Annotated in this window: 23 protein-coding genes; 18 read left to right on the top strand and 5 right to left on the bottom strand. The window is 38.0% G+C overall.

Annotated elements, in window-relative coordinates:
* Positions 1-55: 55 nt before the first annotated feature.
* Both QVB70_RS18230 and QVB70_RS18235 read right to left on the bottom strand, forming a co-directional pair.
* Positions 56-430 carry a zinc ribbon domain-containing protein gene (locus QVB70_RS18230; protein WP_287589292.1) on the bottom strand — a complete coding sequence of 125 codons (375 nt, stop codon included), beginning with the start codon at positions 428-430 and terminating at the stop codon, positions 56-58.
* A 113-nt stretch (positions 431-543) separates the two neighbouring features.
* Positions 544-927 carry a 30S ribosomal protein S8e gene (locus QVB70_RS18235; RefSeq protein WP_287589295.1) on the bottom strand — a complete coding sequence of 128 codons (384 nt, stop codon included), beginning with the start codon at positions 925-927 and terminating at the stop codon, positions 544-546.
* A gap of 299 nt (positions 928-1226) precedes the next feature.
* Between QVB70_RS18235 and hypE the strand changes: the two genes are divergently transcribed.
* The 6 genes from hypE to QVB70_RS18265 all read left to right on the top strand — a co-directional run bounded on the left by hypE (position 1227) and on the right by QVB70_RS18265 (position 7188).
* Complete coding sequence (gene hypE, locus QVB70_RS18240; RefSeq protein WP_287589298.1) at positions 1227-2258, top strand: hydrogenase expression/formation protein HypE; 1032 nt, start codon at positions 1227-1229, stop codon at positions 2256-2258.
* 195 nt (positions 2259-2453) lie between these two features.
* A complete protein-coding gene (locus QVB70_RS18245) occupies positions 2454-3005 on the top strand; it encodes a hypothetical protein (RefSeq protein ID WP_287589300.1) in 552 nt (183 codons plus the stop codon).
* A 154-nt stretch (positions 3006-3159) separates the two neighbouring features.
* On the top strand, positions 3160-3498 hold the full coding sequence (locus QVB70_RS18250) for a hypothetical protein (protein WP_287589302.1): 339 nt from the start codon (positions 3160-3162) through the stop codon (positions 3496-3498).
* 9 nt (positions 3499-3507) lie between these two features.
* Positions 3508-4182, top strand: coding sequence for a hypothetical protein (locus QVB70_RS18255; RefSeq protein WP_287589304.1), 675 nt, complete (start codon positions 3508-3510; stop codon positions 4180-4182).
* 125 nt (positions 4183-4307) lie between these two features.
* A complete protein-coding gene (locus tag QVB70_RS18260) occupies positions 4308-4589 on the top strand; it encodes a 50S ribosomal protein L35ae (RefSeq protein WP_287589306.1) in 282 nt (93 codons plus the stop codon).
* A gap of 175 nt (positions 4590-4764) precedes the next feature.
* Positions 4765-7188: a hypothetical protein gene (locus tag QVB70_RS18265; RefSeq protein ID WP_287589308.1), complete on the top strand. Its 2424-nt coding sequence runs from the start codon at positions 4765-4767 to the stop codon at positions 7186-7188.
* Between the two features lie 52 nt (positions 7189-7240).
* Here the strand turns inward: QVB70_RS18265 and QVB70_RS18270 are convergent, their stop codons facing one another.
* Positions 7241-8227, bottom strand: coding sequence for an ArsA family ATPase (locus QVB70_RS18270; protein WP_287589310.1), 987 nt, complete (start codon positions 8225-8227; stop codon positions 7241-7243).
* Between the two features lie 112 nt (positions 8228-8339).
* On the bottom strand, positions 8340-8942 hold the full coding sequence (locus tag QVB70_RS18275; protein ID WP_287589313.1) for a BatD family protein: 603 nt from the start codon (positions 8940-8942) through the stop codon (positions 8340-8342).
* A gap of 288 nt (positions 8943-9230) precedes the next feature.
* On the opposite strand from QVB70_RS18275, the gene QVB70_RS18280 reads away from it, so the two are divergent.
* From QVB70_RS18280 to QVB70_RS18295, 4 genes are all read left to right on the top strand, one after another.
* Positions 9231-10472 carry an RRXRR domain-containing protein gene (locus tag QVB70_RS18280; protein WP_287589315.1) on the top strand — a complete coding sequence of 414 codons (1242 nt, stop codon included), beginning with the start codon at positions 9231-9233 and terminating at the stop codon, positions 10470-10472.
* A 9-nt stretch (positions 10473-10481) separates the two neighbouring features.
* Positions 10482-11009 carry a metal-dependent hydrolase gene (locus tag QVB70_RS18285; protein ID WP_287589318.1) on the top strand — a complete coding sequence of 176 codons (528 nt, stop codon included), beginning with the start codon at positions 10482-10484 and terminating at the stop codon, positions 11007-11009.
* A 46-nt stretch (positions 11010-11055) separates the two neighbouring features.
* Positions 11056-11898 carry a hypothetical protein gene (locus QVB70_RS18290; protein ID WP_287589320.1) on the top strand — a complete coding sequence of 281 codons (843 nt, stop codon included), beginning with the start codon at positions 11056-11058 and terminating at the stop codon, positions 11896-11898.
* A 101-nt stretch (positions 11899-11999) separates the two neighbouring features.
* A complete protein-coding gene (locus QVB70_RS18295; protein ID WP_287589322.1) occupies positions 12000-13343 on the top strand; it encodes a UDP-glucose/GDP-mannose dehydrogenase family protein in 1344 nt (447 codons plus the stop codon).
* A gap of 76 nt (positions 13344-13419) precedes the next feature.
* On the opposite strand, the gene QVB70_RS18300 is transcribed toward QVB70_RS18295, so the two are convergent.
* Positions 13420-15330, bottom strand: coding sequence for an AAA family ATPase (locus tag QVB70_RS18300; RefSeq protein ID WP_287589323.1), 1911 nt, complete (start codon positions 15328-15330; stop codon positions 13420-13422).
* Positions 15331-15645: 315 nt separating this feature from the next.
* On the opposite strand from QVB70_RS18300, the gene QVB70_RS18305 reads away from it, so the two are divergent.
* From QVB70_RS18305 to QVB70_RS18340, 8 genes are all read left to right on the top strand, one after another.
* Positions 15646-16599: a 2-oxoacid:acceptor oxidoreductase family protein gene (locus QVB70_RS18305; protein ID WP_287589324.1), complete on the top strand. Its 954-nt coding sequence runs from the start codon at positions 15646-15648 to the stop codon at positions 16597-16599.
* Positions 16596-17762, top strand: a complete 1167-nt coding sequence (porA, locus tag QVB70_RS18310) for a hypothetical protein (protein WP_287589325.1) — start codon at positions 16596-16598, stop codon at positions 17760-17762. The genes QVB70_RS18305 and porA overlap by 4 nt, the downstream gene beginning before the upstream one ends.
* Before the next feature lie 5 nt (positions 17763-17767).
* The gene (locus QVB70_RS18315; protein WP_287589326.1) at positions 17768-18679 is read left to right on the top strand and encodes a thiamine pyrophosphate-dependent enzyme; all 912 of its coding nucleotides are present in this window, start codon (positions 17768-17770) and stop codon (positions 18677-18679) included.
* Between the two features lie 34 nt (positions 18680-18713).
* Positions 18714-19898, top strand: a complete 1185-nt coding sequence (locus tag QVB70_RS18320) for a PLP-dependent aspartate aminotransferase family protein (protein WP_287589328.1) — start codon at positions 18714-18716, stop codon at positions 19896-19898.
* 164 nt (positions 19899-20062) lie between these two features.
* On the top strand, positions 20063-21799 hold the full coding sequence (locus QVB70_RS18325; protein ID WP_287589330.1) for an AMP-binding protein: 1737 nt from the start codon (positions 20063-20065) through the stop codon (positions 21797-21799).
* 344 nt (positions 21800-22143) lie between these two features.
* Positions 22144-22317, top strand: coding sequence for a hypothetical protein (locus tag QVB70_RS18330; protein ID WP_287589332.1), 174 nt, complete (start codon positions 22144-22146; stop codon positions 22315-22317).
* Positions 22318-22641: 324 nt separating this feature from the next.
* Entirely contained in the window at positions 22642-22932 is a 291-nt protein-coding gene (locus QVB70_RS18335; protein ID WP_342766590.1) for a DUF6745 domain-containing protein, read from the top strand.
* 153 nt (positions 22933-23085) lie between these two features.
* Positions 23086-24044: acetate--CoA ligase family protein (locus QVB70_RS18340; protein ID WP_287589336.1), on the top strand; the 959-nt coding region annotated here is incomplete at its 3' end.

The raw sequence follows: 24044 nt of genomic DNA on the forward strand, positions 1-24044 counted from the left end.
GATAATGTGCTGTGTCGCTATATGTAGTTTCCCTCTTTTTTTTGATTTTTCGCCCTTAATCTTTCACCTGATTACCACATTGATGACAGAATCGTGCATTTTTAGGGATAATTTGACCACAAACAGGACAGGTTTTATACAGATCTTTAGGCAATTCTGGAATCCATAATTTTTGAAAAATAAACGGAAGTGCGAGCATAAGGATCATAAAAATTATTGCTATGATAATTAACGGCAGAAGCATAGCCGTGTTGGTTCCAAAAATGATAGGAACTGGACCAATCAATATAATTCCTCCGCCCTGTATCTGACCTGATTGACCTGTTCCAGAACTAGAAAGTATCATTCCGAGGATAATGAGACCTATACCTAATAATATAAAACCAAAACCAACACTTGAAAGGCCTAAGAGGCTCCTTCTTGGTATCATGATCTTTCCCAGTGTACGGATAATTTTGGAAATTTATTGAAAAAGAAGAAATCAAAATAATTCCAAACAGGACGATAATGTTCTAAGAATTGAATAATAGCGATTTTCACGACTTAATCTACAACTTCAACCGTGACAGCATTAATTATTCCGTCTTGACCAGGTCTACTTGTTACTCTTGCCAACCCAATATCTGTCTGTATTATGGTTCCTTTTGTAATAATTTGCCTGCGTGTGAAATCCAAATTAGCAGGATTTTCTTCAACACCAAGTACACGAACTTTCTTTGTCACTCCTCTATCGGTTACGTTAACATAACGTACAGCTTGAAGTTTAATTTTGAAGTTTCCCCCGCGGACTCGTACTTTCTTTTTCTTTTCCTCGCCCACTTTTGTTTCCACAGGTTCTCTTCCAATTTCATACTTTTTCTTTTTTCTAAACGATCTTAACTTTGCACCAGTTGCTTTACGTTTTGAACGTCCTTGTTGAATCGGCATAATTACACCTAATGTTTCTTTTAGTTGTAGTTTTCAGGAGTCTTATTGCTTTTTAAATTTTTTCTTGATGTCTTAAAATGAACGATTCTGCAGATAAGACAGTTCTTAGAAAAAAAGACATTACTTTTAAATTTAATTTAGCTCTTGGGTAAATCCATGCTGACAGGAAAATAATTTAGGCTCTACTTTAAGATCACAATGTCTAAACAAATGGATTTAAAAATCGTTAAAATTTAGATTGACATAGATATGAATTCAAATATCCATCACCGGTCCGATCAACTCAAGGGGCGAGAGAGATGACTAATGTAATAAAGTTAGCTCATGGTGCTGGTGGCAGCATTATGGATGAGTTATTATCCGATCTCGTGTTAAAATCCTTTTCTAAACGCACTGTTTCAAATGAAAGCATCGGATTAGATTCTTTGGACGATGGAGCTACGATTTCTTTGAAGGATTGTGATATTGAAATTGTTGTTAGCACAGACGGACATACAGTAGACCCAATATTTTTTCCAGGCGGAGATATTGGAAGATTAGCGACAGCTGGCACAATCAATGATGTTGCTGTAATGGGAGCTAGACCTATCGCAATAGCTAGTGCTTTAATCATTGAAGAAGGATTTCCAGTTTCTGATTTAAAAAAAATACTACAATCCATGGATGAAACAGCGAGAGAAGTCGACGTAGCGATAATCACGGGAGATACCAAAGTCATGCCAAAAGGATCTATAGACAAAATTACAGTTACTACAACAGGAATTGGCATTGTGCCTAAAGGAAGTGTAATAACGGATTCAAATTTAAAACCTGGCGATAAGATAATAGCTACTGGAACAATCGGGGATCATGGTATTGCATTAATGTCATTTCGAGAGGGTATTGAGTTTGAAACAGAATTAAAATCCGATTGTGCACCTATCTATGAAGTTATCCAAAGTGCGCTTGCAATTGGGGGAGTTACATGCATGAAGGATCCAACAAGAGGAGGAATTTCTTCTGCTTTAAATGATTTTGCCCATAAATCACACGTTAGCATCTGGATCGAGGAGGAAAAGATCCCTCGACGGCCGGAAGTCTTAGCGGCGTCAGATATGTTAGGATTAGATCCGTTAGACATAGCTTGTGAAGGTATTGCCCTTATTGGCGTAGCGTCTGAAAAAGCAGAACAAACTCTTGAACATATACAAAAAACTCGCTATGGAGAAGATGCGGCAATCATTGGTGAGGCTAAAGTCGACAACCCAGGGTATGTGATATTGGAAACCTACGTAGGTGGGCAAAGAATTATAGAAAAGCCAGTAGGTGAATTAATACCAAGGGTATGTTAAAGATTGTTGTCTTTAATTGGAGGATATTACACTTTTTATCTCAACCACATAAAAGTGAAGTTAATTTGGTCGTTCTTGTACCAAATGACTCATTAGTTGTAATTGCGGTTTTTTTCACCAGATAATTCATAAACATGTGTGCGATTGTTTAATTGCCAAAAAATTTTTGAAAAAGCGAATGGGCTGAAATGATATATGGTTAAAATTCATACTGAGAGCCGAGCTCAGAAAGATCTCAAAAATAAGATAAATACAACATTAGTTAGTGGCTTATACACAACTATTGTTAATTCCATAGTATGGCGAACTCAATATGATATTGAACGAATCACAAACCATCTGCATGAATTTGGCAGGCAACTTGGCGAAGTTTTTTATCCACTTCTTTCAAAAATTTTAGATCCAAACCTCATTGAACAGAAATTAGAACACTATATTGAAGAAATATGGAAAATTGTTTTTTTAAAAAAACCTGATAAGTGTAAATGGGATAAGGATTCGAATCAGCTAGTTATTATTTCCAAATCAAGTGAATTATGTCGGAATATATCTGAACCTGTCCATTTTCCATTTTCTGAAGCTATCGCGGGCTTTATTGAAACAATCATCGAATTCGCACTTGAAGATATTGGAGCAAAAGGGCGTTTTTCCTCTTCGGGCATTACATGCCATGAATCGGAATGCTGGGCAAAAGATGGGACACCCTATTGCAAATTCATTCTAGCAAGAGGTGAAGCTTCTGTCTGAGATGAACCGGCGTATTTTACCTATCATGTATGGTTTATTTATTAAACATCTCTATAGGTATAACGAATCTTTCATAGATGTTCGCAGGGAATTAAAATTAAGGGGAAAGAATTTCGGAGAGGAAATTTTATACAGTGTGTTTCCCAAGGAACTCATGAAACTCAAAGCACCGTTAAAAGATGGTACAATAAAGAATCTAATCAAAGTTTTATGGAAAAAAATTTTTGAAAGTTCTCCAAAGATATCTGGAAATAAGGGACTATTTAAAATACGCGATTTCCAGTGCGTCATTTGTGATACACTAGCTTCTGAGAAGGGAGAAGGGGTTCTCTGTGATTTTGTTGCAGGTATCGTTGAAGAGGTTTTTTCTCTAGTTTATGAAGAGTTAATTGATACCCAGGGATGGCGCGTTAATTGCGTTGAAACTCACTGTAGAGCATTAAATGAAGAATTTTGTGAATATGAACTTCGGATTCTTGAAAAAATGCGCTGAGGTCTTATAATGGGACTATATTCGATTTACATAATCTATAAGGACGGAAGGACAATTTACTCATGTTCTTTATGTAAAGAATACATGAACGGTGTAGATCAAGATTTAGTTAGTGGGGCGTTGAGTGGGATTAGTTCTCTCATTTCTGAAGTGGTTTCCTCAGGTAATGGCCAACTTGAACAGATTGATTCTGGTGATACAAAATTTGTCTTTGAGTGGGGAGAAAATCATAATTTCATAGTTGTTGCTCTCTCGGATGTGCTTACTTCACCAATTCTATTAGAAGAAGATATTTCTACCGCAGCTAAGTTAATTTCAATTAAGTACAGTCAAGTTCTTGACGATTGGTCTGGAGATATTTCGGATTTTGAAAAAATTGAAAATTTTTTGATGTTGTGTTTCGAGAAGACATTAAGAGAAACTTTCAGACCGATTTGTCGCATTCCGATCACTCAAGAGGTTAATACCAAGAAACTAGCAAAATTATCACGAGAAGAATGGGCACTTCTTGAATCATGCAATGGAAACAAATCTATTTATGAAATTGCAAATGAACATAAAATGTCTCGCATTGAGCTCTTCACTCGTCTGAATAAGCCTTTAGCTGGACTTGTAAAAAAAGAAATTTTGAAAATTTTTTATGGTGTGAGGCGTAAGATCGCAGAACAATTCATAAACGGCTAGTTACTTGTTTTTTTTTCCTTCTTATTAAGTGATTGAAGACTTTAATTCTTAATTCGTAGTTCTTAATAGAAGTCTTTTTAAACAAATCATAAAATATATGGAAAGGCAACAAAATGGTGAACAGAATGACGGAAAGCATTGTCAAAGGTCTTGAAGGTCTCATCACAGGATACAGAAGAGGCGGCAATAGGCAAATCAATAAGCATATGTTATTGAAATTTCAAAAATACGATTCTGATAAAGAAGCTGCTCAATTGATAGGAAAAACAGTAGTTTGGCTTTCTCCTGCAGGTAAACGTCTAAAAGGAAAAATTTTACGCCCCCATGGAAGAAATGGTGTGGTTAGGGCAAGATTTGAACATGGCTTGCCAGGTGAATCCATTGGTGGAAAAGTTACTATTGTTTGATTTCAGTAATTTCTGAATTTTAGATAAATGCAATATCTGCAAACCCCAAAATCAGATGAAGTTAACTGGCAAGGGTGAGCTCAAATTTTGAGGATGATCGCTTATAGTTACGCTGATGAGTGGACAGGTTTAGACCGGTTCTATATCCTTAGAATTTAGGGGAAACATCAAAAAGATGACGTCAAATATAAAAAAAACTCGTTTATTTGATTTGATGAAGCAGTTTATTTATTATCCTGTATTTTTAGTCATGGGCGTACTTCTCGCTTTGCTTATGAAATTTTCCTTTTCTCCTTTGGATGGAACGATCTATATACTTCAGGCGTTTGTTTTAGGAGTACTTGCTCTTTTTATGGGGTTTTTTCTTTATCGGAACTCTGAGAAGTTATTAGAGCGTCCTTTCTTGTTCTTCGCTACTCTAATGGCTGTCTTTTTAACAATATTTCTTCTTACAACCTATGGCGCCCCATATACCCCTCCAAGTTATATTCTCTTGGGTATCGTTTGTGTTGTAACAATATTCGTTTCGTTATTGTATACATTTCCATTATTTCCATTTCAGTCCTATTTGGAAAATTCGCGAAGAAGAAAAGAAGTTATAATTATCGTTATTCTTGTCGTTTTAGCTATTCTTCCAACTCATACTTTTTTAACAAAGCCAGGGTTTCCAGAGAGTCATGACCTTACCTATCATGTAAGCAATGTATGGGTTATGTTCCGATACTGGAGAGAAGGCATAATATATTCCCCTTTCGATCCTTGGAACGGAATTGGCGGTCTGGCATTGTTTCGCTTCTATCATTTTCTTGGTTATTATTTTACATTCCCTTTTTCATGGTTTTTAAACACCTTTCAAGCTCTAAAGGGTGCAATTGTTACTTCGTTCATCCTTTGCGCTCTTTCTGTTTATTATATGACCAAAAAAATTTCAAAGGATAGCATTGTAGCAAGTATCTCCGCGATATCCTTTACTTTCATTGGACTCCATCTTACTACAGCATTTTATAGAGGTACCTTTACGGAATTAATGGGTTACATGTATGTGCCTCTTATTTTCGTCCTTTCAAGAGAATCTCTTAAAACAGATTCGAATAGGCGTTTAGTAAAAGCAATATTCTCAGGTATTTTCCTCGCAGGATTGATCTTGACGCATTTACCGACAGCGTATATCTCTGTCTACATTATCACTATGTATTTAATCTATTCGCTTCTAGATGAACTTATCTCCCATCAACTTACTGTAAATAGAGCATTTTTGATGGTTGCTATGTATTTCGTACCCATTGGAGTAGGGCTAGGATTAACAGCATGGTGGCTTATACCTGCGTATACACAGACGTCCACGATTCTATGGAGTAACGAAGTCGCTTTATCGACTGGAGGTTATCCTGCTTCGCATTTTGTCAGTCTACCACAGCTTTACACGAGAGAGCTTTGGTGGCGGATGAGAGGGTCGAAAATCGGTATAGCGGGCGAAATGCCATTCTATATAGGTACAGTCTCTTTGGGACTTGCTTTACTTGCGTTTTTCATAAAGCCAAAGGATAAGAACTCTAAAAATAATGAAACAAAGTTTTTTATGGCGCTTCTTGTTATTTCTCTTATTCTAGCAGATTATCCTAGCGTTTTTATTTATTATTATGTTCCATTAATTTCGTTCTTTAAGTGGCCATGGCGATTTCTGTTACCCGCTTCAATTTCCATCGCTTATTTGACAGGCATAGTTGTAAGTACTTTCTATGAGAAAGCAAAAGCGTTTGAGATTAAAAGGAATTTCAAGTTTCGTTTAAGCCACTGGATTCTTGTAATTACCGTCCTTTTAATTCTAGTGGATATGTGGCCATATACAGGCGCCTATAAATGGGAGTACTTTCCCCAAGATGAGGATTATTTGAATGCTTTACAGTGGATTAAGTCCAGCGACACTGGTCTTTATCGCATCAGTGATCTATACGGGCGAGGCAGGGGCGAATCAATAACAAAAACTGAATTTTATGAGGTAGAAGGACCCCAGTGGTGGACAGCCTCAAGATCTTTGGAAAACAGTGTTAGTTTGAACCCATCATTGACTAAAGAACTTGGATACTTAAGTTTAAAGTATTTGATTGTAAGGCAAAAAAATGATGCAGAATGGCTACTTAATGGATGGCAAAAAATCAGGTTCTACGAGAACTCCAATATAAGTATCCTGCAAAATCCATATTTCAGGCCAATGGTCGAAATCGTTGACGACGCTGATACTTTATTTCCGAATAGTATAGGTACTGCAGAATTCGTATCAATAAACCCAACAGCTTTAATTATTAACGCTCAATCTTCAGATGGTGGAATACTTCTTGTGAAGTATGGGATCTTCCCTAATTGGAAGGCATACTTAGATTCCACAGAGATTAATATCAAAGAAAACAAATTTGGTATTATTACTCTAGAATTGCCAGAAGGCGAGCATCTAATAACATTAAGATTTGAAGAGAACGTTCCTATTGGATATCCAATTTCAATTCTTTGTTTAGTTGGTGTGCTATTCTATCTTTCTGTGGTCTTGATACTTCCAAAATTTAAGCTTCTTATCTCAAATGCCAAAAACCAAAAAAAATGAACTAAAGGATGAGATGCGCTCAAAGCGCAATTATTACTTCACAAAAATATCTTTAATCCTCATTCTTTCCGAAAAGCTTTGAACTAAACATTTCTAAGCGCTCTATACCTCTTATCTCCGTGTCAAAAAGTGGGATCTCTGTAATTTCGAATTCTTCTGCGTAAAACTCTCTTATAGTTTCCAGATTACCTTCTTGCATACTTCGTCTTGCAGCGCAAAAAGCGCAGTCAGGTATAACTGGGTACACCATGTTTACAAGTACATTGCTTATTGGTATCTCATATTCATAGAGTGTAGTGATAAGTCGTTCAGTTTCATAGATACTCATTGCCTCTGGAATCATCACCGTGCAAAATGATGTTTTTTCTGGATCACTCAAATCCACCTGTGCTTTTCCAACAGACTCTTTAAGTTTTTCTAAAGCTTCCATTGTTCTATCCTCAGTTGTATCCTTACCAAAGAGACTCTTAAGTTTGCCTACAAACTTCCCAAGGGTGAGTCTGAGTTTTATAATCTTTCCTAGGAATGAATCAAGCACATCAGGTAAGCTTAGAAGACGTAACGTATGTCCTGTAGGGGCTGTATCAAAAATGATTAGATCATAATCGTGTTCATCTTTCTTTTCAATGAACTCAAGGACCTTACCGAACGCTAATGCTTCATCAATACCAGGTGGGCTCGTATCCAACATATCTCCCATCCCAAGTTCATCAAGCGGAACCGGCGACATGTCTGATAAACTCTCTTCAGGTGAAATCCCCATAAGACTTTTATAGTCCTTTATTGCCGTCTTTGGATCAATTTCAAGACCATAAAGATTCTCTACGCCTTCGATTGACTTTATTTCGCCACCAATCGGTTGATCCAAAGAATCAGCTAGACTATGTGCTGGATCTGTTGATATTATCAGAACCTTCAAGTTAGTATTTTTTGCATACCAAACTGCTGCTGCTGCCGCGCATGTCGTCTTTCCTACTCCACCCTTGCCGCCAAAGAAAATGAACTTGAGGTCTTTATTAAGTAGGTTATCCAGTGTCATAACTTATCAATCCTTTTTAGCTTATAAGAAATTAGTAATAAATCCCTACCGTAAGTAAGGTACATTAAAATCTATGAAATTCATAAGGTCTAATCCCGTACATCTAAAAATCTTATCTTTTGCTTTTCTTTCTGACTTTAAATGTCTTCCTTTTTGTGAAGAATAACAGTGCCCAAGGAACACCTGGGATTCCAATTGCTAAGATAGAAAGCAATAGAATATCTCTCCACTCTATTGTAGTTAGCTTGGGAAGTACATTAAGACCTACTGGATCGGTGAAAAACTCATAACGAGTATCGTTCTCATCCATAAATGTAATCTTTGCCCCAGGTAATGTATAATTTCCAGATTTCTCGGGGCGAAGGATATAATACGCAGAAACATTCTCCTTAACACTAAGTTCAATCCCATCGACAAGACTTAAATTACCTGGATCTATTTCTGTAAAGCTCCAGAAAGGAAGATCTGCTTCTGTTATTGCCAGATCAAAGATTGTTTCATTTACGACTTCAGGGTTCTTGATTTCAACTGTAACTGTTACATTGGAGTCGACAAAAGTTTCTTTCGGTTTTACAGTTTTCGTTACGTTCAGAAAATCCTTTCCACTTAGTACTTCCTCCTCTTGGCCAGCTACCAGTTCAATTTTTTGCATTGGTGTGATAGGAATCGTAAAACACAATATTACTATGAAAAAGAGTGCCCACTTATGTCTCACTTTCTGCACCTTTCATTAAACTTCTAGAGAACCAGTTTCATGAATCACTACTTAAATCTTTGGAGTGGTTACTGTGACTAGCAAATTTTGCTTTTAAAGGTTTATACCACTATAAAGGTGTGAGGGGTCTGAACTTTTCAATTCAATGTGTTTATGAGAAACGTTAAATATTTGGTATAACTTAATTTCTGCATTAGATCAATCGAATTAAGCAACAAATGAATTCAAAAATGAATTTGTTTGGTGATGTTTCTGTCAGCTACCCTGTCCAAGAGGACAGGGCATGGGATGGTGATACCAACGCAAGAGTTGACTAGCCTCAGTTCTTCGGGAACTACGTGTATAGGACTACAAGAATGGTTGGATGCCTCCCTAGTCCAGCCCGCTTCGGAAGAATCACTTAATTCCAAGTCTAGCAACAATAGTACTAGACTATGTCCTATATACCCTGGCGAAGGGAAACATGACTCTGACAGGGAGACCGCAATCGGTAGAATACCTGTCGTTAGTAAAAATGGCACTCCATTAATGCCGTGTCGACCTGCAAAAGCTCGAAAACTCATTGCTCAAGGAAAGGCCATCAAGAAACGGAATAAAATAGGCATCTTTTATCTTCATTTACAATTCGATCCACACATACCCGTCACACAACCGCTCGCCATTGGAGTAGATCCAGGTACGAAGTACGAAGGGTTCTCAGTCGTTGGTACAGGTGATACGGTAGTCAATATCATGTCAGAAGCGATAACTTGGGTGAAAAGAAAGGTCGAACAAAGACGAAATGCGCGGAAGGCACGCCGAAAAAGGAATACTCGCCGTAGAAAAAACAAGAAAAACCGAATAGCAAATCAACGTAGGTTACCACCATCCACCAGAGCACGATGGGATGTAAAACTAAGGATCATCAAACAACTCTGCACTATCATTCCTATCCAAAACGTGGTGGTAGAGGATATTCAAGCAGTTACAAAAAAGAGACATCATAAGAGATGGAACACTAATTTTAGCCCATTAGAAGTGGGCAAGTGGTATTTCTATAGCGAGTTACAAAAACTTAAATTAAATGTGATACTAGCACAAGGGAACGAGACACAGCAGTTAAGACAACACTTTGGATTGCACAAAAAGAAGAGCAAATCACAACCTATCTTTGAAACTCATTGTGTAGATGCCTGGGTACTGGCAGCCGCTACAACCAGAGCAAAATTTCCGACCACAATAAGTATTTACTATATAACACCGCTACAATTTCACAGGAGACAGTTACATCGTTTTCAATTCGCGAAAGGGGGCATAAAAAGAAGATATGGTGGTACGCTATCACTTGGGCTGAAAAAAGGAACACTCGTAACTCATAAAACCTTAGGGTTGTGTTATATCGGTGGTAATCTAAAAAATCGTTTAAGCCTGCATTGTCTAAAAACCGGAAAACGTCTAACGCAAAACGCTAAAAAAGAAGATTGTACGATCTTAACCCGAATTTCGCTTAGAACACAATTCCTATCCCCACTTCATAGTGAATATTCTTGAGGTGATTCTATGAATAGATTTGAACACAAATTTTGGGCATGCATAGCGTTTACCGTATTTTTTCTTGCATATTTCTTTTTTGGTAGTGGAGTTATTCGACTGGCAGCTATAAACGGATCTGTTCTTGGATATCTGGTAGTTATCGCGGCTTCTCATGCTCCCGATGTGGATCTCGATTTTGGCATAAAGTATCATCGATCTCCCATCACTCATTCACCTCTAATCCCTGCTGTATTATTCGTATTTTATTTTTTGACGAGTTTTGAGTTCGGGGTTTTGTTTCTTTTAGCCGCTTTCTTCATCGGTTATAGCTCGCATCTTTTCCTCGATTTAATTCCACCTACAGGATCAGCCTTTGGATCTCGCGTTTCAAAATGGTTTGAACAACGATTGAAAGGAGGAGCTCCTGGAGATCTTCGAGGTATACCAGAAAAATATGAGAGAAATTGGTTAAAGGTATCAGGGATTATTGTTGCAATTTTCTTTGTACTTACTATATTACTGGCGCATCAGTTTTTGCCTTCTATGCCTATCTAAGTTACACTAAAACATTATGCGTTGCTACATAACAACGGTGGTGCTTATGAGCGAAAAAGGGTTTAATCAACCCACCCATTTTTTAAATTCCGCAGAGTTTTGTCTCAAGAACGATGACCCGACTGGAGCAGTCGATAACTATATTCGGGCTGCAGCAGCTTATCAGGAGGATTTGCAGGATTTACAAAACGCTGCAAAATACTATACATCAGCTTTGCGGATAATTGAGCAAGAAACATCAGACAATGAGATGTTAGATAGTGGAGAACTCTCAAACCTGTATAAATTACTTCTTGCAAAGAATGCCTGTCTTCTTAATTTAGGTCTCATCCATATCTTACTTCAGAAGCCCTCTTTAGCAAAAATATTCTTCATCGAGAGCCATAAGCCACTAAACATGGCAAATTCAATATTAAAAGATCATAAAGATTATTTCTCTAATTTAATTGATCCTCAAATTAAAGATATTGTGGGTATAACACCTCTTCAATCAGAACTGCTAACATTTGGCTTTAGTTCATCTGTCTTCTCTTTTTTTAGCTCCATATTGGATAATGATACTGAAAGGATTACTGAGTATCTAAATAGACTCAAAAAGTTAGAAGATCTTTTCGTATCTGATTATTTTGAGTCCAATGATAATTCATTTTTTGCTCTACTAGAGAAACTTTCAGACAGTATTTCGGAAAAAAATCTAAGTTTATTCAATAAAACTAGGGCTACATTAGAAGGCTTTTACTTTAATCGCTGCACAAATTCCTTGGATGAAACAGAAAATCAAATTCGTATTACATTACTTGACAGTTTTCTAACTACTTTTGAGGACGAACTCTTGAAGATTTTCGAGGCTCTAGAAAAATTAGTTTCGAACAAACTTAATGAGAATTAATCGCTTAATAAGCGAAATATTGAAAAATTCAGTGATAATGTGAATCTCTACTCAAGTTGTTAACTTTTTATCTATCAATTAGCATGCATTTAGGGGATTCTATGAAAAATAGATCTAAACAAATTACAATGATCGGTACAGGATACGTAGGCTTGGTAAGTGGCGTTTGTTTCGCCAAACAAGGCTTTTCTGTTAAATGTGTGGATATAATACCTGAGAAAATTGAGGCGATCAATTCAGCTCAACCACCTATTTATGAAAAGGGTCTAGACGAACTTTTAAAAGAAATGGTAAGCACTGAAATGCTTAAAGGAACTATTAACACCGAAGAAGCTATATTAAACTCAGATGTAGCATTTATATGCGTTGGTACACCATCTAAAGAGAGCGGAGAAATGGACACTGTGTGGATTGAGTCAGCCGCACGAGATATTGGCAAGGCTCTAAAGAAAAAAGATGAATATTTTGTTGTCACAGCAAAGTCTACAATTGTGCCGGGTACAACAGATTCTGTAATTACGCCTATCCTGGAAGCTGAATCAGGAAAAGAGGCAGGAAAAGATTTTGGTATTGCTTTTTGTCCTGAATTTCTTCGTGAGGGAAATGCTATTGAAGATTTCTTAAAACCAGATCGAGTAGTTATTGGCGCAATTGATGAACGCTCGTATGAGACAGTTCGTGAGTTATTTGATTGGGTTCCCAAAGAGACCCCCATTCTTAAGACTGACCTTAGAACCGCAGAAATGATTAAATATGGCGCGAATTCCTTTTTAGCTACAAAAATCTCGTTTATCAATACTATTTCAAATATGTGCGAGGCACTTGGTGTCAAAGACGTCTACGATGTAGCAGAAGGTATTGGACTTGATTTCAGAATTAGCCCTTATTTTCTCAGAGCAGGTGCTGGGTTTGGTGGCAGCTGTTTTCCAAAAGATGTCAAAGCTATCATTGCAGCAGCAAAAAAGGCAAATTATGATCCCTTATTACTCAATTCTGTGATTGAAGTAAATAAGAGACAGCCTTTGCGCCTAATATCCATGTGTAAAGACGTAATCGGTAACGATCTCTCTGGAAAGCAATTTGCTATTCTTGGTCTTGCCTTTAAACCAGATACTGATGATATCCGTGAAGCACCCTCTATTATTGTAATCGATGAACTTCTGAAGAATAACGCAACAATAAAGGCGTACGATCCAGAGGCAATGGACAATATGAAACAACTTTTTGGTGAAAAAGTTCAATTCACTGAGAGCAAAGAAGCAGCCTTGAGAGATACTGATGTATGTATCATTGTCACAAACTGGAAGGAATTTACGGAATTACAACCAAATGACGTCAAGACCCTTATGAAGACACCGATTGTCATTGATGGACGAAAAACTGTAGATGCTGAAACATTTCTCAATGCAGGAGTGACCTACAGAAGAATCGGTTTGAAAAAATAGATCTAAATTAACCATTTTTTTTCTAGCGCTCTTTTTAAACTTAAAAATCAATCAGCAAAAGATTAAGTTGAGTTTCTTAACAGTTGGGCGTTAGAGCTTTATTTATTGCTTTAACAATGTCCTTCCAAGTTTCGATGGGATAAACATTTCCGTTATAAGCTAACTCGTCAGCGAATTCAGGGTCTCCATCCGTTGCGAGAAGAACATTGATCCTATCAAATAGTCCAGCATGAGCAATCGGACGGGGATCCCTCCCCTCAGTCCAAACAGCATCTGTCAATAGAAATGCTTCACGCTGCGTGTATTTTACTTTAGCTGTCTCATCTATGCCCATTTGCAATGCTGAAGCTATATTCGTTAGATAACCTGCTTCAATAGTCAGCACATCGTTAACAACTTGTTCCACGGCCAGATTTTGGTTTATAGGCTTAACTAAAAACGGTTTCGAATGAAACGCAATGATTGAGTAATAATCGTCCTTACGGAATAGACTATAGGCCAGAACTGAGGCTGCCAATGCAGCTAAACCTATTTTTCGTTCGTACATTGATTCTGACGCGTCAAGGAGGAGGACGTAAGTGCGTTTGACTCGTTTTCTTTTACGGACAAGAATTTCATCCTGCGTGAAAGACGGGCGATTCTCTACAAATTTTTCAATTGTACGATGTAAATCAATTTGGCATTCCCCGTCAAACCTTGATGGATGAAATTTACCATTTCTCTGTCCATACGGAGCAACCATTTGTGCACGTGAAAGGATTATACGTGTTGATAATTTTCGCGCTAGCAACTCACGTTCCCGATTAAGAGTTTTTCTTAACAGACTATAAAGTTCTGGAGCCTCTGGTCTGTTGAAGATTTCATTAAACGACTGGTTTGTTATCTCAGAAAGATCATCGCCTACCTTTCGTTTTAAGGATCTCTTTGAAAGAAGGAATTGCAGTAATGCTTTTGTATCTGCATTTTGGATAGCTGCTTCAATCTCTTGTTGAATCGCGTCTCCTTCTGGAATCCATGTATCAGTTTCTGATGTGGAAGAAGAAGGCTCAGATGGTGATTCCTTTTTTTCTTCTTTTTCAAATTCTTCCTTTAATTCATCTTCTTTATTCTTTAAAATCCCTTGAACAATTTCGCGAATGATTTCTTCCTCAGTTTTTTCCGAAGTCGCCGAAAGCCATATTTTGGACGAAAATGTCAGACATGCACAATCAATAATGTCTTCGGTAGTGAGATGATGATCCTTTAGTGTCAGTTTTTCTGTACACAATAAAACGAAATCTATTGCTCCCCTCACACTTGCTCCTAAACGTAGATCAGGATGTATTCGGGTCTGTATATCGATTTCTACTCCTAGTTCAATTAATAACTCATTATCACTGCCTGTATTTACTCGCACAATTTCTAATTCTTCATCCTTTGACTGATAATCCAAACGAAGCTTAGTAAAACGATCGAGAATTGCACGGCTAATTCTTTGAACCCCAATGTCATCATAAGGATTCATAGCTGCTACAATGCGAAAATCTTCTTCTGCGCTAATTCTGCCATATCGGGGGACATGAATTTGTCTTTCTGAAAGGGCTACGACTAGACTATTAAGAGCATCAGGAGGGGCACGATTTAATTCTTCTATGTAAAGTATCCCTCCATTTCTCATAGCTTGAGCAAGAGCACCTTCTCTGAAATTTTCTGGAATATACCCAGTCTGCAATACCATAGCAGGGTCAAAATAGCCAATTAATTTTGAGGCTGTAAGATCTTCATTACCTTCAACAAAGTAAAATGGTACATCTAAGATATCACTTAGAGTTCGTAAAATTGTAGTTTTACTAACTCCTGGAGGACCTTCGAGGAGTATGGGTTTTCCAGCTAATAATGAGCTTAATATCAATAGTATTTCTTTTTTTCGTCCCACCACATTTTTAAATGCTTGCTCAGCAACAGTTTTTGTTTCTGAAGTACTGAGTTTCGCTAAACTCCGTGTCATTTACCGCACCATTCAAATCCAGCAATATACCCTTAGATTATCTGTTAATGAATGTTTCTTTAATCCAAGCTTGTTTTTGGTATATTTGTTCTTACTCTTTATTTGAATTTCATCTGAGGCAAGAAGAAACTCATTGCATAGAATGAGAAGAAACTCATTGCCTAAAACTCATTCGCGAATATCGCATTAGTATGATCAACTTTTTTTGCTCATAAGGTACTTAACACTTATATTTTCAAAATGTATTACCGTTCTAAAATCCAAGATCACATAAAATATGCACACTAGAAAACCGCAGTTACCGGTGATGAAAAAATGGAAGGCACGTTTGAATCATTCAAAGAGAAATTAAAAGAAAATAATGAATTTTACTTCTACGGAATCGGGGGACAAGGAGTAGTGACTGGTTCAACCCTTTTCTTAGAAGGATTGTCTGATTCAAATTGGCACCTTACTGGAGTATACTCGCCTGGTGCCGAACGTCGTGGCAAACCAATTTCTTGTTTTGTAGGGCTGTACAATGACCCAAAAAAGACTAAAAGTTATGAAATGTTAGTGGAGAAGGACGTACTCGTTGTCTTCGATCCAGCTTCAGTTGGAAAGGAGCAACTTTTGAATGGATTAAGAGAAGATGGAATTGTTCTGTTTAATACACCGAAAAGCCCAGAGGAATTAGTAAAAGAAAATGGGAAACTAGGATATTTTAACGTCGCCACAGTTGATGCCTCAGGGATTTTTAGTGAAGTTTTTAACGAAGCATTTGGTAGGGCGACGACTTTTGAAGAAATACGTCCAAATGTGCCAACAATTGCAGCCTTGTTTAACATCACCGGTCTTGCTTCACTTGAAACTTTTTTAAAAATTATTGAAAGTAAATGGGGAGGAAGAATAGGTGACATTAATAAACAAGCGGCAATTTTCGCTTATAATAAGGCTCTGGTAATAGAGTCCTCTAAGAAAGGGATGGATACAACGATTATAGAAATGGAACGCACTCCTGTCGATGAACTGAACGAAATAGCCTTATGTTTCCCAACAGAGGGTGTAGGTGGACCTACCGGCTTATGGGCCCTTATTCAGCCTAAAATTAAAGAAGAATTGTGTAATAATTGTGGAACCTGTTTTATTTACTGTCCTGATAACTGTATTATTTGGACAAAAGGAAAAGAAGGCGTTCCTAAAATCGATCTACGTTACTGCAAAGGCTGTGGTATCTGCGCGGAAGAATGCAAACAAGATGCCATAGAGATGGTGGAGGTAAAACGATGAAAAAGATTCTTAGCGGGAACAGGGCTGCCGCTGAAGCTGTAAGGCTCTCTAAAGTTGAAGTTGTAGCAGCTTACCCAATAACTCCACAGAGTGAGATTGTGGAGACAATTTTTGGATTTATTGCGGATGGTAGCCTCAAAGCAGATTTTATTAGAGTAGAAGGAGAACATACAGCGCTTGCTGCACTTATTGGGGCGGCTATGGCTGGTAGTAGAACTTTTACGGCTACAAGCAGTCAGGGCTTACTTTACATGGATGAAATGGTACACTGGGCTGCCGGACAGCGCGTTCCAATTGTTATGGTATTAGTAAACAGAGCGATTGGACCGCCCTGGTCAATTTGGTCTGATCATCAAGATGCGGTATCAATGGCACTTACTGGATGGAATATCATGTTCGCCTCGAATCAACAAGATGTATTAGATACCGTGATTCAAGCGTATGAGATCTCGGAGGATAGTTCGATCCATATACCATGCATGGTTTGTGTAGACGGATTCAATTTGAGTCATAAAAGCACCCGAGTCGAAGTGCCAGAACAAGCAAAAGTTGACGAATTTCTTACTAATAGACCTAATGTTTATCTTGACGTAGATAATCCAGCAACATTCAACAGCGTAATTTTGCCAGAACGAAGTTTCATGGAGTATAAATTCAAAGTATCGGAAGCCGTCCAAAGATCAAAAGCAAAAATTGCTGAAGTGGCTAAACGTTTTAAAGAACATTTTGGCAGGTTTCATGGAGATCTTATCAATACTTATCGATGTGAAGATGCAGAAGCCGTTTTTGTTTCAGCTGGAATGTTATCAGATCAAGCGGAATTAGCAGTAGATAAAATGCGCGAGGATGGAAAAAATATCGGTTCTGTTAAAATTAGGGCTTATAGACCTTTTCCAACTGAAGAATTCAGAGAATTGGCAAATTCAGGAATTGATAAATTCTTAGTTTTCGATAAGAACATCAACTTTGGGATGGAAGGCGGTGCAATGTTTACTGACTTGAAGGCTGCACTATATAATTTCGATGGTAGCTCACGACCAAGTGTTCAAGGAGTGATAGCTGGGATCGGTGGGCGCAATGTAAGCATAGAACAGCAATATACGACAATGGACAGATTTCTTGAAGGAAAAACTGTCGAAAAGTGGATCGGACTTCATAGGTGATTGAGATGGAAAAGCAAACCATATTTTCAGAAAACGAACTCGTATACCCTGGACTGGCAAGTTGCCCAGCTTGCACAAGCGCACTTTCTTTACGAACTGCGCTGAAAGCATTAGGAAACAAAGTAATTATTATTATGCCTGCTTCGTGCAGCGTACCAATGACCAGTTTATACCCAAAGACTGCTGTTAAAGTCCCAATGATGTTTGTAGCCTTTACTGCAACTGCATCAACAGCAGCAGGAATAGCTGCTGCATTGAAAATAAAAGGAGATAAGGAAACTAACGTGCTTTGTTGGGCAGGAGATGGTGGAACCTTTGATATTGGACTGCAAACACTTTCAGGTGCAGCAGAACGTAAAGATCCTATGATTTATGTCTGTTACAACAATCAAGCGTATATGAATACTGGTACCCAGCGAAGTGGTGCAACTCCTTTTGGTGCATATACGACAACGACTCAAACAGGCAAAATTGTCGCAGAAAAGGATATGCAAGCCATCGTTGCGGCACACAAGATTCCATATTTAGCTACAGGTTCACCGTCTTATCCACATGATCTCTTCAAGAAATTCACAAAATCCAAAGATAAGGAAGGATTTAGGTATATTGAGATCTTCGCACCTTGCCCTCCTGGTTGGGGCTTCCCAACAAACGAGACGATCAAAATTGGAAGACTAGCAGTCGAAACAGGCGTCCATATTCTTTATGAAATAGAAGACGGAGTTTACAAACTTAGTACCCCTTCAAAGAAGGTCCTTGATAAGGGAAGGCGTCCTGTTAATGAATTCATAAAGGAACAAAGAAGATTCGCTAAGATGACAGAGGAGCAAATGGGTGAATATCAAAGACTGATAGACGAACGATGGGATGATATAATGGCGCACGTCGAATGGACGTCCGCAAAAAATACCTCTTAACTGAACAAACTCGTTAACTAAAGAAGTGAAAAAGATGAATGAAAAAGAAAAAGGCATGTCTACTAAAGCTGTACATGCAGGTGAGAAACGAGATCCTTCTAGTGGATCTGTAATTACACCAATTTATCAAACAAGTGTATTTGCATTCTCCAGTACCCAAGATTTAATAGCTGTGATGTCCGGCAAAGAGATTGAAGGACATATTTACAGCAGAATTAGCAATCCTACTTTGAGAGTTGCAGAGAAGAAAGTAGCTGAACTTGAAGGTGCTGAGGATGCTGCAGTTTTCTCTTCAGGTATGGCAGCCATAACCACCGTGATATTGAGTCTTGCTTCTTCTGGTAGCCACATAGTTTCTACTAATGAACTCTATGGTGGATCTCTTTCGTTCTTCAACAATATCCTGACAAAATTCGGCGTAGAGATAAGCATGGTTGACCCCACTGACTATGAAGGCATCGAGTCAGCAATAAAGTCGAACACGGTAGCCATCTATACCGAATCGCCTACGAATCCCACAGTAAAGGTTGTAGACTTAAAGAAGGTCGCTGAGATCGGCAAGGAGAAGGGTATAATTACGATTGTAGATAATACCTTCGCTTCGCCATTCAATCAACAACCATACAAAATGGGCATTGACGTAGTTATTCATAGTGCTACAAAGTATCTTGGAGGGCATAATGATATAATTGCGGGTGTAGTCTCAGGATCAAAAGAATTTATTAATTCCCTTACAGCGACTAGAAAACTTCTTGGGGGTGTCTTGGACCCTCATGCTGCATGGTTGCTCATCCGAGGGATGAAAACGTTAGTGCCACGGATGGCAAGGCTCAATCACAATGCGACAAGAGTTGCAAGATATCTTGAAAGTCATCCAAAAGTTGAGAAAGTGTACTATCCAGGCCTTGTTAGTCACCCGCATTTTAGCGTGGCGAAAGAGCAGATGAGAGGTTTTGGTTCCGTAGTAACTTTTGAAATTAAAGGCGACTTAGAGACAGCCATCAAGTTTGTGGAAAACCTAAAACTCTGTGCGTTAACGCCTAGTCTTGGAGGCGTTGAAAGTCTAGTTACACAACCCGCTACATCTAGCCACTTTTACATTGAAAGAGAAGAAAGATTGAAACTTGGAATCACTGACGGCATGATAAGATTGGCTGTGGGAATAGAAGATGCTAATGATATAATTTCAGATCTAGAACAGTCGTTCAATATTGTGTAATCGTTAATGTACAGTTAGATTAGAGATAACTCTTTCGAATAATCGTGGGCAATATACTTTGCTCATAAAAAAATAAAGTACTAATATCAGAAATTGTTCAAAATTACTAAATTTCACCTATTAAAAGCGATTATTTTAGCGCATATCACTTTGGGGTGTAAGAAATGTTAGAAAAAGAGAAGTTAACCATGAGTTATTATTCTGAATGTTCAGATACTGGATTGATTGGAAAAACTATTGGAGAATTTCTCGCCGAAATAACTGGGAAATATCCAAATAATGATGCCCTCGTATGCAGACATGAACGAGACGCCAGTGGTGAAATCCTAAGATATACTTACAAAGAATTTTACGAGGTTTGTCGCCAAGCAGCAAAGGGCTTTATGAAATTAGGCGTTCAGAAGGGCGATCGTGTGGCGATCTGGTCCACAAACAATTCCCAGTGGGTAATAACACAATTTGCTACCGCATTGATTGGTGCCATCCTCGTGAACATCAATCCAGCCTATAGGCCTCGTGAACTTCGATTTGCATTGAAACAATCTGAAACACAAACCTTATTGCTTATTCGAGAATTTAAAACTTCAAAATATGTGGAAATGTTCTATGAGGTCTGCCCAGAGGCAAAAACTGATGCTCCTGTCGACATTAAATCAAAAGAATTTCCCTTCTTAAAAACTGCGATATTTATCGGAAAGGAAAAACTACCAGGAATGCTTACATGGGACGAGTTAATGGCAATGGGCGATGAAATTTCTGATGAAGAACTTGCAAATAGGGAAGAGAGTTTAGAGTTTGATGATCCTATAAATATTCAATATACGAGTGGAACGACAGGATTTCCAAAGGGGGTTACACTTTCGCATCACAATATTCTCAATAACGGTTATTTTATCGCCAGAGCAATGAAATTCACTGATCAGGATAGACTTTGTATCCCTGTACCTTTTTACCACTGTTTCGGCATGGTTCTAGGCAATCTCGTATGTGTCAGTCACGGCGCAACAATGCTCATCCCTGGGGAGTCATTTAATCCCATAGAAGTCTTAGATTGCATCCAAGAAGAGAAGGCGACAGCTTGTCATGGTGTTCCGACTATGTGGATCGCTTTACTTTCATATCCAGACTTCAGCAAATATGATTTCTCTACTTTACGAACAGGAATTATGGCTGGATCGCCTTGTCCTGTTGAAGTTATGAAGAAAGTAAACAATTTAATGAACGCCAATGAAATCACGATAGCGTATGGACAAACAGAAACTTCCCCAGTCATTACCCAGACTACACCCTATGATTCATTAGAATTAAGGACAGAAACAGTTGGCAAACCTTTGCCTCATGTTGAAGTAAAAATCATTAACTCAGAAACAGGCAAGATAGTTCCTGTGGGAACTCCAGGTGAACTTTGCACCAGAGGTTATCTTGTGATGCGTCATGGCTATTATAAAAGCCCAGAAGCCACTAATAACGCCATAGATGAGATAGGCTGGATTCACACAGGTGACATTGCAGCAATGAATGAGCAAGGCTACTGCAATATCACAGGTAGATTGACCGATATGATTATTCGTGGGGGTGAAAACATTTATCCACGCGAATTAGAAGAATTTCTGTACCGCCATCCTGCCATCAAAGATGTCCAAGTTATAGGAGTTCCTAGTGAGAAATTTGGGGAAGAAGTAGCCGCTTGGATACAATTAAAGGAAGGGAAGTCCGCCACAGCAGAAGAAATTCGTGAGTTCTGTAAGGGCGAAATCGCTTACTTTAAAATACCCAAATACATCAAGTTCGTTGACTTATTTCCTATGACCGTGACGGGGAAAGTCCAAAAATACATAATGCGCGAGCAATATACCAAAGAATTGGGGCTTGAAGAAGTGGCTAAAATCAAAACTGCTTAATCGAGTAAGAATTGATGAGAAGTTACACCAAATTCAATTAGAAAAAGATCAAGTTGAGTGAACATGTAAAAATACTAAACAAGTTGAAAAAAAGTTCCTCAACACCTGTTTTAATTTACAGATCACAAGTTAAAAAAGGAAGATAGAGAATTTAATTGGTTTTCATTGGATTGGGAGTATATAGTACTATACACGAAGAAAAAGTGAATATTTGCATACAACCAAATGTTTTTTAATTCAGTAGATCAAACAATACTATTAAATCTAAGAAACTATTACTCAACGCTAGTTTTCGATACAACAGGTAGAGTCTAGATAAAACCTGATAAGGGGGTGAATATGATATGCAGAGTGGGATGGATCAAATGAGAGCAGAACTTGCTCAAATGAAAAAACAGCTCGCTATAGCCAAAAAGAATAATCCGGATGAAGGTAAGTTACTGAAAGAAAGCGTTAAAGCATTGAAGGAGTCCGTTAAGTTAAATGAAGAGATGATAAGTGAGATGGAAGGTACTTAAGGCGAAATCAAGAAAAACGTGATAAAGATCTGAAAGTAATAAGCATTGAAAACAATAGTTCTTCGAGTTAGTGCAAGTATATACTGGTTTGCTTCCTCTAAAAGAGAATACGGACCTAACTACATCCAGAAAGAGGGAAACATCTAGAAAACAGGAAAATAACCTAAAGGAATAAAACGAACTAACTTCCCCGCCTCTCCGTTTCCTTTAAGAAATGGAACCAAATATGTCTAAACATTAGACTGTTTTTTATACTATTTTTTATTTTCAAATGGATTCGCAACAGCTATTATTAAAGTCGAATACAAACTTCAAAATGTTATAATACGCTGTAGAAATGCTGAAATCAGAAGAATTCTACTAATGCGCTTTAGTTATGAAAGATTTGTTATGGAATTGAAGGGAACTGTTGTTCATCGGGATGGAGACTCTGAATTACTCTTAATAAAATGGGGCGATTACGAAGAAGCTTTAAAATTGGTTAAGGTGAAAGATCCATCAACGGGAGATTTCTATATATTACGAGTTCCATTATCAGCCAAAACTTGTAAAGAGGCAATTGCCTGGACTTTCGGGATGTCTGAAGAGGAATATAACCTAATAAAAGAAACATGAGTTGCCTTCAAGTTGAAGATGCTTTTGGAGAAGAACATATAAAGTATGTTCTAAAAGAATGCTTCTTCATAACTAAACTTTGACTCTTGATTTGAAATCAGAAGAGAGATTTAAATATGAAAAAAGTCTAGGCACAATTATCGGGGATTTTCAATGACTACAGAAAGTTTGAAACCTTTTTTTGAACCGCAAAGCGTTGCAGTCGTTGGTGCGTCTCGTGATCCTAGCAAAGGTGGCTCAATAATTGTAGGAAACTTAAAAAGATGGGATTCAAAGTTCGTTGAACGAGTTTATCCCATCAATCCGGGTGCAGACAAAGTTCTTGATCTAAAAGCGTACCCTAGTTTGAAAGAAATACCTGATAAAGTAGATCTCGTCGTTGTCTTAACACCTGCAAGGACATTACCTACCATCATGAAAGATGCCGCCGAGAAAAATGTCAAAGCTGTTATTATAGAATCAGCTGGTTTTGCTGAAGTTGGACCCGAAGGAATTGCGCTTCAAGAAGAAGTCGTAAGAATTGCCAAATCTGCAGGAATTCGAATTATAGGACCTAACTGCACTGGTATAATTAATGCCAACAATAATCTCATAACTACATTTGTTGAGGTTTCGGAAATCACGAAGGGTGGAGTTTCTGTAGTAGCACAAACAGGTATGTTCGCTGGTACCCTCATTCCCGAATTCATATCACAGAATTTGGGGATTTCAAAAGTTGCTTGTTTTGGAAACAAAGCTGATGTAGACGAAGTAGATCTTATAGAATATTATGCGGAAGATCCTGATACTCAAGTTATTGCTCTTTATCTTGAAGGGATTGCAGATGGACGTAGACTAATCCAAGTCGCAAAAGATGTCACAAAAAAGAAACCCATAATTATTCTTAAAGGAGGAAGATCTGACGCAGGAGCTAAAGCAGCACTCTCACATACGGCTTCAATTGCAGGACGGGGTGAAGTCGTAGAAGCAGCGTTTAAACAAATAGGAATTCTTCAGGCTGAAACTCTGGAAGATTTGATTGGTTTTTCTAAAGCATTAGATTGGCTTGAGTTACCTAATGGAAATAGAGTTGCTATTTTCACAGCTTCCGGCGGTGGTGGTGTGTTATCGGC

This window comes from Candidatus Borrarchaeum sp. (assembly GCF_019058535.1).
Lineage (GTDB): Archaea > Asgardarchaeota > Sifarchaeia > Borrarchaeales > Borrarchaeaceae > Borrarchaeum > Borrarchaeum weybense.